The following is a 13,398-nucleotide window of genomic DNA, read 5'->3' as shown; positions in this document are numbered from 1 at the left end:
CGGGGGCGGATGTCCCGCGCTGCCAATCTGGAGGGGGACGAGGCCTCCGCTCCACTCACGGCACGAGCGCGCGGACGGAGTCCGGCAGCCCGGTCGAGACCGCCGGCGTCTCGATGGCCGTCTGCCACGGGACCTCCGGCCACCACGGCTCCGTCGGGACCGCGTCCGGCGTGACGCTCTCGCCCGGCCGGGGGAACGCGACGTCGACCTCGGCCCGGCCCGCGGCCGAGAGAACCCGCTCGGCCGGCTCGGTCCACCCGTGGAGCGCGAGGTCGAACAGGCCCCAGTGGACCGGGACCATCAGCTCGCCCCGGACCATCCGGTGGACGGCGACGGCCTGCTCGGGCCCCAAGTGGACGTCGGCCCAGGCGGCGTCGTAGGCCCCGGCCTCGATGAGCGTCATGTCGAACGGGCCGAGGCGCTCGCCGACCTCGGCGAACTCGGGCATCAGCGCCGTGTCGCCGGAGTAGAACACGCGGTGCTCGGGCCCGACGACGGCCCACCCCGACCACAGCGTCGCGTTGCGGTCGCCGAGACCGCGGCCCGAGAAGTGCCGCGCCGGCGTAGACACCAAGCGGACCCCGCCGACCTCGGCCTCCTCCCACCAGTCGAGCTCCGTAATCCGGCTCGGGTCGACGCCCCACGCTTCGAGGTGGGCCCCCACGCCGAGCGGGACGACCCACCGCGGCACCCGGTCCGCCAGCGCCTCGACGGTCGGCATGTCGAGGTGGTCGTAATGGTCGTGCGAGATCACGACGGCGTCGAGCGGCGGCAGGCCCGAGAGCGCGAGGGGGGGCGGGTAGAACCGCTCGACGCCGAAGACGGCCGCCGGCGCCGCCCGCTCGCCCCAGACGGGGTCGACGAGGACGCGGCTCCCGTCGACCTCGATCAGCAGGGTCGAGTGGCCGAGCCACGTCACGCGCAAGTCCGCCGGCTCGGCGAAGTCGGCGGCGGTCCGGGCGACGACGGGGACCGGCCGCCGAGGCCGTCGCCACGGGCTTCCCCCCTGCAGAAAGTCCCAGAACGTCCCGATGGAGGACCCGTCCGACACGGTCGGCAGCGTGTTGACGAACCGGCCACCGCGGACGTGGGGCGAGCGCCCGATCCGGTCGAGGCGGTCTCCCGAGGGCCCGGCCCCGAGCGCGTCGTCGACGGCGAACCGGAGCACGACCGCGCCGGCCACGGCGGCGGCGGCAACGGCCAGCAGGAGGCCGAGGAGGCGAGGCCAGCGTCGGCCGGCACGAGACGGACGGTCCGCCACGGGGGGGAGCGTGGGTGGTGGGACGGACCGGAGCGTCGGCCTCGGTCCGCCTCCCCCTACGCTTCCCTCCGCCGGTCGGTTCAGCGTCGCCGCCCGACGAAGGCGGTGTCACGCATCCTTTACCGTCTCGCCCCGGCCTCGCGGACCGTGGACGCAGGGGGACACAGCGGGGCACGCCGCGCTCGTACCCTTCAGGCGCCCCCCGACTCTCCCCTGTGGCTGGATACCGCGGACACCTCGCCGGCGCGACCGCCTTTTTCGGCGTCTACCTCGCCGGGCTCGCCCTGCTCTTCTCCGTCGACCAGGCGTACCACCGGCTGAGCGACGTCGAGCTGGTGGCGTACCCGGCCGTCCTGTTCGGCGTGTGCTTGATGTTCGGGCTGTGGCCCGACGTCGACACCAACTCGAAGGGGCAGAACCTGTTCTACGGCCTGTTCTTCGGGGTCGACGTGGCCCTCCTGGCGACGGGCCAGATCGAGGAGGCGGCCTACCTCGGCCTGTTCTGCATCTTGCCGGCGCTGGGCAAGCACCGGGGCTGGACGCACACCTACTGGGCGATGCTGCTCATCCCGAGCCCGTTCCTGGTCCTGCCGAGCGTGCTGGCGCCGGAGCGGCCGTTCGCCGGGTTGCCGTTCTACGGCGCCGCCGTGGTCGGCTACTTCAGCCACCTGGTGATGGACGGGATGGTGGTCCGCCTGCCGGGGCGCCGTCGCAAGAGCGGGTGGTAGGGATGAGCGCCGCTTCGCGGGGAGGGCGCGGCCACGCCGCAGAGCGCGCGGAGAGACCCGAGAGCGCGGAGGGCGAGGCAGGGCGCCCCGCCCCAGGCTCAGCGGGTCACGCTCTCCACGCTCTCCCGACCGCGCGCATCGAAGAACGGGGGAAGCGGAGGCGCCGGCAGCAACACGGAGGCCCGTCCCGGGTTGGCCCGCTTGTCACCGACCCCCCGGTCCCCATGTCGAAGATCTCGCTCGCGGGGCGCCTGCCCCTCACCCTCGCCGCCCTCGTCCTCGCCCTCCCGGCCTGCCAGACCTTGCAGGCCGACCTCGCCGAGACCGGGCGGGAGGCGGTCCAGGCCGCCAACGCCGACCGCCCCATCACCGGGGCCCCCGTGCCCGGCGACGCCGACGAGGACCCGCTCCGGTTTTCCCAGGAGGTCCACTTGCGCAACGTCCGCCAGCTCACGTTCGGCGGCAACAACGCCGAGGCCTACTGGAGCCCCGACGGCGACGAGCTCATCTTCCAGAGCGACTGGGACGTCCTCAACCCCCAGGGCTGCGACCAGCAGTTCGTGATGTCGGCCGCCCGGGGCGCGGGGCCCGATGGGACCGGCGCCGACCTCGTCTCGACCGGGCGTGGGCGGACGACCTGCGGCTACTTCCTCTCCGACGACCGGATCGTCTACGCCTCGACGCACCCCGGCGGCGACGCCTGCCCCGTGACGGCCGCCTCGCTCACGGGCCGCTACGTCTGGGACATCTTCCCGACCTACGACATCTTCGTGGCCGACGCCGACGGGGGCGCCCCGGAGGTCCTGATCGGCGGGCCGGGCTACGACGCCGAGGCGACGGTCAGCCCCGACGGCCGGTTCGTCGTGTTCACCTCGACGCGGTCCGGCGACCTCGAGCTGTGGCGCTACGAGGTGGCCACCGGCGACCTCCTCCAGCTCACCGACGACTTGGGCTACGACGGCGGCGCCTTCTTCTCACCCGACGGCTCCCAGATCGTCTGGCGCGCCTCGCGCCCGACGGGCGCCGACGCCGACGCCTACCGCGCGCTCCTGGCCGACGACACCGTCCAGCCCGGCGCCCTCAACCTGTTCGTCGCCGACGCCGACGGCTCGAACGCGCGCCAGGTGACCGACCTGCCGGGCGCCAACTGGGCCCCGTTTTTCCACCCGTCCGGCGACCGGATCCTTTTCGCCTCGAACCACCACACGCTCGACGAGGGCGGCCGCGAGTTCGACCTGTTCCTGGTCGACCTCGACGGCGGCGACCCGGAGCGGGTCACGTTCAGCGGGACGTTCGACGCCTTCCCCATGTTTTCGCCCGACGGCACGAAGCTCGTGTTCGCCTCGAACCGCCGCGCCGACCGCCGGCCGAGCCGCGACACCAACGTCTTCGTCGCCGACTGGGTCGAGGAGGAGTAGAGAGGCCAGGTCGCATTCTATGCTGTCGGGGACGGGGGACGGAAGACCGCCGGACGTGCCCGTCCCCAGTCTCGCGGCGCTAGGGCGGGGACTCCACAACGTGGGTTACAGAAGGGCGAACAGAGGGTAGAGGAGAAGACTGGGTAGTCGGTGAGTAGCGGGGCCAGGTCGTGTAACTCGCCCGGGAGGGGACACGTCCCGGGCGCACACCCGACCGACGCCATGCGCCTCCGCCACGCCCTCGCCGTTCTCGTCGCCCTCTCTGGGCTGGCGGCTTCCGCCCAGACGGAGCTCGCCGTCGAGCCCTACACGTTCACAGCCGACGACGGCCGGACGGTGGAGGCCGAGCTCGGACGGTTCCGTGTTCCCGAGAACCGCCAGCGGCCGGCCGGCCGGACCATTGGGCTCGCGTTCGTCCGCTTCCCGAGCACCAGCCCGACGCCCGGCCCGCCCATCGTCTACCTCGCCGGCGGGCCAGGTGGATCGGGCACAGGCACGGCCGAGGGCACACGGTTCGACCTGTTCCAGTCGCTCCGCGCCGTCGCCGACGTGATCGCGTTCGACCAGCGGGGCACGGGCTTTTCGGATCGGCTCCCGGAGTGCCCGCACGAGGTGGCCCTCCCGCTCGACGTGCCCGGCACGCGCGCGGCGACCGACGCGGCCTGGGCCGAGGGTACCCGGGCCTGCGCCGCCCACTGGCGCCGGCTCGGCGTCGATCTCGCGGCCTACAACACGGACGAGAGCGCCGACGACCTCGACGCGCTCCGCCACGTTCTCGGGGCGGACCGGGTCTCGCTCTGGGCCATCAGCTACGGCACTCACCTCGCGCTCGTCACGATCCGCCGCCACCCCGACGCCGTCGCGCGTGCCGTGCTAGCAGGCGTCGAGGGGCCCGACCACACGCTCAAGTTGCCGTCCCACCAGCAGGTGCTGCTGGAGCAGATCGACGCGGGCCACCGCGCTCAGAATCCCGAGGCGTCGTTCCTGGCGGACGTCGAGGCCGTGCTCGACCGGCTCCGCGCGGCGCCCGTCGTGGTCGATGCGGAGGTCGAGGGCGAGACGGTAGGGCTCGCCATCGGCGCGTTCGACGTCCAGTGGCTCGCGGCCAACATGCTGGGCGGGCCGGAGCTGTCGATGCAGCTCCCCGGCCTGTTCGCCGCGATGCGCGCGGGCGATTTTTCGACGGTCGCGTCCTGGATCGTGTACCTCAAGCAGCCGAGCGGCATCGCCGCCATGTCGTCGGCGATGGACGCGGCCTCGGGCGCGTCGCTCTGGCGCCGGGCCCGGATCGCGAGCGAGGCCCGCCGGACGCTCCTGGGCGACGCCATCAACGCGCCCGGCCCGGCGCAGTCCGTCGCGCTCGGCGTGCCCGACCTCGGCCCGGCCTTCCGCGCCCCCGTCGCCTCCGACGTGCCGGTTCTGTTCATCAGCGGCACGCTCGACGGCCGCACGCCGGTTGCGAATGCCGACGAGGTGAGCGCGGGATTCTCCGACCACGCCCACCTGGTGATCGAGGGGGCCGGCCACTCCGACCCGCTCTTCCTCGGCTCGCCCGTCATCCTGGAGCGGATGCTCTCCTTTTTCGGCGGCGCGGCGGTCGAGAGCGAGACGGTCCACCTCGCGCCGTGAGGCGTCGGCGGGGGGCTCGTCCTGCCGGCTCAACGCGCCCCTTCCTCTGCCCTCCACCCTCGATCCTCCCGAGTTGTCCCCCGCCGCCGCGTACCTCCGCGTCCTCGCCCGCTTCGCCGACTTCGACGGGCGCGCGTCTCGGGCCGAGCTGTGGGGGTTCGCGCTCGTCCACGCCGGCGTGACGGCCGTGGTGGCGCTGGCGTCGGCTGTGATGGGGACCGTAGCGGACGTGGCCTGGATCGCCGGCAGCGCCGTGTTCGCGCTCTACGCCGTCGGCACGTTCTTCCCGACGCTCTCGGCCGTCGCGCGGCGGCTCCACGACACCGGGCGGAGCAGCCTGCTCGTCATGGTCGGCCTGGTGCCGGTCGTCGGGCTGGTCCTCGTCTACTGGCTTGCGCTCCCCGGCGACCCCGGCCCGAACCGCTATGGGCAGGCGGACGAGGGGTAGAAGAGTGTGGGAGGAGTGTCGGACCGTTCCCCTCTGCCCGTTCCCCTTTCCCATTTCCCCATTCCCCGGCGCTCGCGGCACGGAGCCGCTCGTCGCCGGGGAGGGGCGGGCGCCTAGAGCGACGCCAGATTGCTCGTAGGCCGACCCCCCGCTCCCGCGGCCATCGCTCCGCTCCGTGCCGCAGGAGCTGTCCCCCTCGAAGGGCAGAGCTGTTAAGTTCTTTTTCGACCACTCAAACAACACGGGTCATTCCCACGCACGCGGGAATCCATGCGGCGCTCCGCCCACGAGCAGGACCGTATGGGTCCCCGCCTGCGCGGGGATGACTATTGGTTTTACGGAGTCGATTGCGAGAGGCGAGCAGAACTTAACGACCCTGCCCTTCGAGGGGGACCGTCCGGGTGCCCGTTGAGCGGAGCGAGGGGCGGACGGCCAGGGGGTCCGCTCACGAGCGACGTGTCACGGCACTAGATCCCGAACCCGTCGTCCATGCCGCCACCCTGCTGGGGCTGCTGCCGGTCCTGCGGCCGGTTCTGGTTCGAGCCGAACGTGTAGGTCAGCGTGAACGAGGCCTGGCGGATGGCCGGGTCGAACGACGTGTCGCGCAGGACGCGGCCGTCGTCGGTCACGAACTCGAACCGGGCCAGCCCGAACGGGTCGTTGACCCGGGCCGCCAGCGAGAGCTGGTCGGTCAGCTTCTGGTTGAGCCCGATCGTCGAGAACGCGAACGCCTTCCGCTCGCCGTCGACCGACGGCTGGGCCCCGTTGTAGAACACGAACCCCTGGAGGTCGGTCCCCTCGCGGACCTTGAGCTGCAAGCTGGCCCGGGCGTTGTGCGACAGCGCCGAGACGTCCTCGGCGCCCGGGGCCGAGTCGGCCAGGACGGCCTGGTAGACGCTGCCCGAGACGAACCCCCTCACGGGCCCGACGGCGCCGAACAGCGTCAGGTCGGCGCCGTAGTTCGTCTCCGTGTCGAGGTTGGCGACCGAGAACAGGCCGACGCCGGTCACGGGGTCCGTCGAGACCCGGCGCGTGATGGAGTCGGTCGTCCGTCGGTAGAACGGGGTGAGCGTGGCGAAGAACTTGTACTGCAACGTGAGCTCGTACGAGTCGGTGTATTCGGGCCGGAGCGCCGGGTTGCCGACGCGGACGAACGTCGTGTCCGAGAGGTCCGGGAACGGGTTGAGGAAGAACGTCCGGGGCCGCTCGATCCGGCGCGAGTACGAGCCCTTGACGAGCGTGCCCGGCTCGAGCGCGTAGGTCACGAAGGCGCTGGGGAACAGGCTCGTGTAGCTCTGCGACGTCTCGGCGTCGGGGTCAAAGAACGGGTTGGCCGCCGGCGGGAGCTCCGTCAAGAGGTCGAACGCCCGCTGGGCCACCTCGGCGCGGAGGCCCACCTGGACCTGGACCGGGCCCAGCGGCCGGGCCGCCTGGACGTAGCCGGCCAAAATCTGGCGGTCGTACTCGAACGCGTTCGTCTGCGTCGGGTCGACTTCGAGCTCGCCGACCGTCGGGCCGACCTCGAACTCGCTGTCGCTGGCGACCCACTCGGCCGAGCCCTTCGCGCCGAGCTCGAGCTTGAGCGCGCCGATGGGCCGCGTGTAGTCGAGTTGGAGCGAGGCCTCGTCGTTGGCCTCATCGGTCGTCTGGGACTGGACGCCGTTCAGGACGTCGCCGGTCGCGAGGTCGAGGAACAGGCCGAGGTTGTCGTTCTCGAAGTGGGTGTACCGCGCCTCGACGGCCAGCTCGTGGTCGCTCTGGGTGCCGCCGCCGCCACGCGGGCCGCCGAATCCGCGGCCGAAGCCACCGCGCCCACCGCCGCCGGATCCGCCCTCGCCGCCGCCCCCGCCGCCGCTCGCGAACTGGCGCCGCAAGACGAGCGCGGCGTCGCCGTTGAGCCCGCCCGTGTCGTTGTCGGTCTCGCGCGACGTGGCGACGGTCGTGCCGCCGCCCAACGTCCGTTGGAAGTCGATGACGCCGCCCTGGGCCCCGTCGCGGACGCCGAACGAGCCCTCGGCCGTCAGCGTCGTTTTCTCCGCCAGCGAGTACGTCGCCGAGCCGTTGAGGAAGTGGGAGGTCTCGTCGTTCCCGTTGACGCCGCGCTGGGACACGCGGAAGGCGTCGTTGAGCGCCCGCGTGGTGCTGTTGAACGTCGTCGCGCGCTCGCCGTAGCGGAAGCCGTACTGGACGTTCGTGTCCCACTTGCCGCGCTGGTAGCTCAGGTTGGCGCCGGCCTGGCCCGAGAGCTCGGTCCCCCCACCGAGCGTGAGCCCGCCCGAGAGCCCGCGGTCGGTCCCCTCCGCCAGCACGATGTTGACGATGCCGCCCATCCCGTCCGGCTCGTACTTCGCCGACGGGTTCGGGATCACCTCGACGCGGTCGACCTTGTCGGCCGGGATCTGGCGCAGGAGCGCCGCCAGGAACGCCCCGCGCACCGGGACCGGCCGGCCGTTGATCTGGATGACGACGTTCTGGTTGCCCCGGAGCGAGATGTTGCCGTCGGTGTCGACCTCGAGCGACGGCAGCGTCTGCAACGTCTCGATGGCGCTCCCGCCGGCCGTGACCGCCTGCTCCTGAACGTTGTAGACGGTCCGGTCGGCCTGCTGCTCGACGAACTCGCGCCGGGCCGTGACCTCGGCCTCGCCCAGCACCTCGGCCCCCTCGCCCAGGCGGATCTCGCCGAGGTCGGCCGGTGGCCCGACGGCGACGGTGAACGCGGCGACCGGGCGGCTCTCGTAGCCGATAAAGCTGGCCCGCGCGAGGTACTCGCCCGGCCGGACCGGGTCGATCCGGACGGTCCCATCGGCCTCGGCCGCACCGCCGGTCACGAACGACGTGTCGCGAGCCGAGAACAGCGAGAGCGTCGCCGACGGCAGCGGCGCGCCCGTCGCGTCGTCGACGATGGTGGCCATGACGGCGCCCTGCGGACGGCCGGCGCCGGGGGCCTGGGCGAACGAGGGGGCAGCGAGGAGCAGGCCGGCGGCGAGGGCGGACCGAAAAAGCATGGGGGAGCGGGGAGGGGATCGGCCCTCCAACGGGGGCCAGGCCAGGGAGTTGTGTCGGTTCGACGTCAGATGCACGGGGACGTCACGGACGACACCCCAACGAGCACGAGTCCGCGTCGGTCAGCCCCGTACGGGGCGGTCGCCGCCCGGTTGCGCCGAGAACGTAGGGCCGTTCCGTGCATGGGGGACCTCGGGCGGTCCCCTAGCCCCCGCACCGAGTCGGCCTGCCGGGCGCGGAGCGGGGCCGGCGGAGTCGGTTCGGCTCTAGCTTGGAGCCATGACCCGCCCGTCGCTCGCCGTCCCCCTCGCCGCCCTCGCCCTGCTGGCGGCCGGCCTGGGCGGTTGCGTCCCGTACTCCGTCGGGTCGACCGCCTCGACCGTCGCCCCGCGCGAGGCCGAGCCGAGCGTGACGTTGCAGGTGGCCTCGGGCCGCCGCGACCTCGACCGCGACGACGACGCTGGCGGCGGCGGGCTGATGCTGGCCAACGAGGCCCGGCTCGGCTTGGACGAGCGGTCCGACATCGGCGTTCGGTTGGTGGGCCTGGGGAGCCTGACGGCGACCTACAAGCGGCGGCTGGCCGGGCCCGTCGGCGGCGACGCGGGGACGTCGCTGATCGTCGGGGCCGGCGTGATCGCGGCGAGCCACCTCCACCTCGAGGCCACGCTCGTCGCGTCGCCGGGCCCGCTGCCGGGCGCCGCCCGCGTCGTGCCGTACGGGGCCGTCCGCGTCCAGGACCTCACGCCGTTCTCCGACGACGCGCTCGGGACGTCGCCGGCCGTCGGCCTGGTCGTCGGCGGGCGGTTTGGGTGGCCGGACCTCGCGGTCAGCCCCGAGATCGGCCTGTTCTACAGCCCGTCGCCTCTGCGCGGCGCCGACGACGTGATCGTGGTCCCGTCGGTGACCGTCCGCGGCGACCGGCTCCGCAAGGCCCTGGGGCTCTGAGCTCGCTGCGCTCGCGGGGATAGGCTCGCTTCGCTCGCAGGAAAGGGGAAGCAGGAAAGGGGAAACGGCAGAGGGCGCCGGCGTGGGTGGTTCGTGGACAACTCGGGGGGCCGGCGCTGGCGCGGGGGTGGGGGAGGGGCCAGATTCCGCCCGCCCGCCCGCCCGCCCGCCCGCCCGCCCGCCCGCCCGCCCGCCCGCCCGCCCGCCCGCCCGCCCGTCCGCCCGTCCGCCCGGGCTAGCTTGCCGACATGACCCGCGACGACCTCCGCCCGCTCCTCGACCGCTGCATCCTCGTCCTCGACGGGGCGATGGGCACCATGATCCAGGCCGCCGGGCTCACCGAGGCCGACGTCCGCGGCGACCGCTTCGCCGACTGGCCCACGTCGCTGGCGGGCGCCAACGACCTCCTCGTGCTCACCCAGCCGGACGCCATCCGCGACGTCCACCGCCAGTACCTCGACGCCGGCGCGGACGTGGTCACAACGAATACGTTCAACGCCCAGGCCGTCTCGCTCGCGGACTACGAGATGGAGGCGCTGGCCTACGAGATCAACCAAGCCGCGGCCCGGCTGGCGCGCCAGGCGTGCGACGCCGCGAGCACGGCCCGCCAGCCCCGGTTCGTCGCCGGCAGCATCGGGCCGATGAACCGGACGCTCTCGCTCTCGCCCGACGTCGAGGACCCCGGCTTCCGCGCCGTCACGTTCGACCAAGTCAAGGACGCCTACGCCGAGCAGATCAAGGGGCTGGTCGACGGCGGGGCGGACCTGCTGCTCGTCGAGACCATCTTCGACACGCTCAACGCCAAGGCGTGCGTCGTGGCCTTGCGCGAGCACCGCCGGGCGACGGGTGCGCTGCCGCCGGTGATGATCTCGGGCACCATCGTCGATCAAAGCGGGCGGACGCTCGTCGGGCAGACCGTCGAGGCGTTCCACACGTCGCTGGCGCACGCGCCCGAGCTGCTGTCGTTCGGGCTCAACTGCGCGCTCGGGAGCGCCCAGATGCGGCCGTTCATCGAGGAGCTGGCCGCCGTCACGCCGGCCTACACGAGCCTGTACCCGAACGCCGGCCTGCCCAACGAGCTCGGCGGCTACGACGAGGGCCCGGCGTTCATGGCCGAGCAGGCGCAGGCGTATGCCGAGGCCGGACTCCTCAACCTGGTCGGCGGGTGCTGCGGGACGACGCCCGAGCACATCCGGTCCATCGCCCGGGCCGTGGCCGGCGTCGCGCCCCGCGTGCCGAGCGCGCCGCCCAAGACGTTCCGCGCCGCCGGGCTCGAGACGTTGACGATCCGCCCCGACACCAACTTCGTCAACATCGGCGAGCGGACGAACGTGACGGGCAGCCGCCGCTTTGCGCGCCTCATCAAAGACGGCGACACCGACGAGGCCCTCGGCGTGGCCGCGCAACAGGTCGAGGCCGGTGCCCAGATGATCGACGTGAACATGGACGAGGGGCTGCTCGACTCCGTCGCCGCGATGGAGCGGTTCCTCCTGCTGGCGATGGCCGAGCCCGACATCGCCCGCGTCCCGGTCGTCGTGGACTCGTCGAAGTGGGAGGTCATCGAGGCCGGGTTGCGGTGCGTGCCCGGCAAGCCGGTCGTCAACTCGATCTCGATGAAGGAGGGCGAGGACGCCTTCCGCGCCCAGGCCGAGCGCGCTCGGGACTACGGCGCCGCCGTCATCGTGATGGCGTTCGACGAGGACGGCCAGGCCGACTCGCTCGACCGCCGCATCGAGGTCTGCCAGCGCGCCTACCGGATTCTGGTCGACGAGGTCGGCGTCCCGCCCGAGGACGTCGTGTTCGACCCCAACGTGTTCGCCGTGGCCACCGGGCTCGACGAGCACCGCCGCTACGCCATCGACTTTATCCAAGCGACGCGCTGGATCAAGGAGAACCTCCCGGGCGCGCGCGTCTCGGGCGGCGTCTCGAACCTGTCGTTCTCGTTCCGCGGCAACGAGCCCGTCCGCGAGGCGATGCACTCGGCGTTCCTGTACCACGCCGTCCGCGCCGGGATGGACATGGGGATCGTCAACGCCGGCCAGCTCGCGGTCTACGACGACCTCGACCCGGCGCTGTTGGAGGCCGTCGAGGACGTCCTGTTCGACCGCCGCGACGACGCGACCGAGCGGCTGGTGGAGCTGGCGGAGAGCTTCCGCACGCCGGACGCGGCGCAGGAGGCGAAGGCCGCCGCCTGGCGCGACGCGCCCGTCGAGGAGCGCCTCGCCTACGCCCTCGTCAAGGGCATCACCGAGCACGTCGTCGCCGACACCGAGGAGGCCCGCCAGCAGTACGCCCGCCCGCTGGAGGTGATCGAGGGGCCACTGATGGACGGGATGAACCGGGTCGGCGACCTGTTCGGGGCGGGCAAGATGTTTCTGCCCCAGGTCGTCAAGTCGGCGCGCGTGATGAAGCGGGCCGTGGCCCACCTCACGCCGTTCATCGAGGCCGAGCAGGCGGCCGGCGGCGAGGTCCAGACCCGCACGAAGGTGCTCATGGCGACGGTCAAGGGCGACGTCCACGACATCGGCAAGAACATCGTCGGCGTCGTCCTCGGGTGCAACGGGTACGACGTGATCGACCTGGGCGTGATGGTCCCGGCCCAGCGGATCCTGGACGCCGCGCGTGAGCACGACGTGGACGCCATCGGCCTGAGCGGGCTCATCACGCCGTCGCTGGACGAGATGGTCACGGTCGCCAAGGAGATGGAGCGGGCCGGGCTGAAGCTGCCGCTGCTCATCGGCGGGGCGACGACGTCGAAGCTCCACACGGCTGTCAAGGTGGCCCCGCACTACGGCGGCCCGGCCGTCCACGTGCTCGACGCCTCGAAGTCGGTCCCGGCCGTCTCGGCGCTCGTCTCGGCCGACCAGCGCGAGGCGTTCACGCGCGGCGTGGCCGACGAGTACGCCGCCGTGAGGGAGCGCTACGCCGCGAGGCAGCGGACCCAGACGATCCTGCCGCTCGCCGCCGCTCGGGCGAACGCGCCCGACCTCGCGTTCGACGACCTCCCCGTCCCCTCACGGTTGGGCGTCGAGGCGCCCGGGGTGGCCGTCGCCGACCTCCGGCCGTGGATCGACTGGGGCCCGTTCTTTATCGCCTGGGAGATGCGCGGGAGCTACCCCCAAATCTTGGACGACCCCGACAAGGGCGAGACGGCCCGCAAGCTGTTCGACGACGCCCAGGCGCTCCTCGACGAGATCGAGCGCGACGGGCTGTTCACTCCCAAGGCCGTTTTTGGGTTGTTCCCCGCCGAGCGCGACGGCGACGACATCCACCTCGGCACCGATGGGGGAGAGGTGAGGCTCCACACCCTCCGCCAGCAAACCCAGAAAACGCCGGGCAAGCCCAACCGCGCCCTCGCCGACGCGGTGGCGCCGGCCGGCGACCACGTCGGCGCGTTCGTGGTGACGGTCCACGGGGCCGAGGCGCTGGCGGCGGCGGCTCGGGCCGAGGGCGACGACTTCCGCGCCATCCTGGCCCAGTCGCTCGCCGACCGACTGGCGGAGGCCGCGGCCGAGTGGCTCCACGCGACGGTCCGCCGCGACGCCTGGGGCTACGCGCCCGACGAGGATCTCTCCGCCGACGACCTCATCCGCGAGCGGTACCGCGGCATCCGCCCAGCGCCGGGCTACCCGGCCCAGCCCGACCACACCGAGAAGGTCACGCTCTTCGACATCCTGGACGCGCCGCACCACACGGGCGCCGGCCTCACCGAGCACCTCGCGATGACGCCGCCAGCGACGGTCTGTGGGATCTACCTGGCGCACCCCGAGGCGGCCTACTTCAACGTCGGCCCGCTGGGGCGGGACCAGGTCGAGGACTACGCGGCGCGCAAGGGGATGCCGGTCGAGGAGGCCGAGCGCTGGCTCGGCCCGTCGCTGGCGTACGACCCCGCGCCGGTCACCGAAGCGGCGTGAACCCAATCCGGGGGGAGCGTGGGGGTATGGAGGAAGGAGGGTCCCCTCTCAT

The 13,398-nt window shown here is 72.8% G+C and carries 8 protein-coding genes; 6 read left to right on the top strand and 2 right to left on the bottom strand.

Features of this window, described 5'->3' with window-relative positions; translation table 11 throughout:
- Positions 1 to 55 precede the first annotated feature (55 nt).
- Positions 56 to 1,261, bottom strand: a complete 1,206-nt coding sequence (locus ACOOHE_RS15755) for an MBL fold metallo-hydrolase (protein ID WP_420455037.1) — start codon at positions 1,259 to 1,261, stop codon at positions 56 to 58.
- A 215-nt stretch (positions 1,262 to 1,476) separates the two neighbouring features.
- Here ACOOHE_RS15755 and ACOOHE_RS15750 point away from each other — a divergent pair, with 215 nt between their 5' ends.
- From ACOOHE_RS15750 to ACOOHE_RS15735, 4 genes are all read left to right on the top strand, one after another.
- Entirely contained in the window at positions 1,477 to 1,989 is a 513-nt protein-coding gene (locus tag ACOOHE_RS15750; protein WP_420455036.1) for a metal-dependent hydrolase, read from the top strand.
- 224 nt (positions 1,990 to 2,213) lie between these two features.
- Positions 2,214 to 3,407 (top strand): TolB family protein, encoded by a 1,194-nt coding sequence (locus tag ACOOHE_RS15745; RefSeq protein ID WP_420455035.1) that lies wholly within the window; start codon positions 2,214 to 2,216, stop codon positions 3,405 to 3,407.
- Between the two features lie 222 nt (positions 3,408 to 3,629).
- Positions 3,630 to 5,036 carry an alpha/beta fold hydrolase gene (locus ACOOHE_RS15740; protein ID WP_420455034.1) on the top strand — a complete coding sequence of 469 codons (1,407 nt, stop codon included), beginning with the start codon at positions 3,630 to 3,632 and terminating at the stop codon, positions 5,034 to 5,036.
- Between the two features lie 73 nt (positions 5,037 to 5,109).
- Entirely contained in the window at positions 5,110 to 5,484 is a 375-nt protein-coding gene (locus tag ACOOHE_RS15735) for a DUF805 domain-containing protein (protein ID WP_420455033.1), read from the top strand.
- A gap of 467 nt (positions 5,485 to 5,951) precedes the next feature.
- Here the strand turns inward: ACOOHE_RS15735 and ACOOHE_RS15730 are convergent, their stop codons facing one another.
- A complete protein-coding gene (locus ACOOHE_RS15730; protein ID WP_420455032.1) occupies positions 5,952 to 8,489 on the bottom strand; it encodes a TonB-dependent receptor domain-containing protein in 2,538 nt (845 codons plus the stop codon).
- Positions 8,490 to 8,766: 277 nt separating this feature from the next.
- Between ACOOHE_RS15730 and ACOOHE_RS15725 the strand changes: the two genes are divergently transcribed.
- Positions 8,767 to 9,432 carry a hypothetical protein gene (locus ACOOHE_RS15725; protein WP_420455031.1) on the top strand — a complete coding sequence of 222 codons (666 nt, stop codon included), beginning with the start codon at positions 8,767 to 8,769 and terminating at the stop codon, positions 9,430 to 9,432.
- 248 nt (positions 9,433 to 9,680) lie between these two features.
- Positions 9,681 to 13,346, top strand: a complete 3,666-nt coding sequence (gene metH, locus ACOOHE_RS15720) for a methionine synthase (protein ID WP_420455030.1) — start codon at positions 9,681 to 9,683, stop codon at positions 13,344 to 13,346.
- Positions 13,347 to 13,398 lie beyond the last annotated feature (52 nt).

Source organism: Rubrivirga sp., from assembly GCF_965213695.1.
Classification (GTDB): Bacteria; Bacteroidota; Rhodothermia; order Rhodothermales; family Rubricoccaceae; genus Rubrivirga.
Note: the sequence above shows the minus strand (reverse complement) of the source record. Positions and strands in the feature narration are given on the sequence as shown.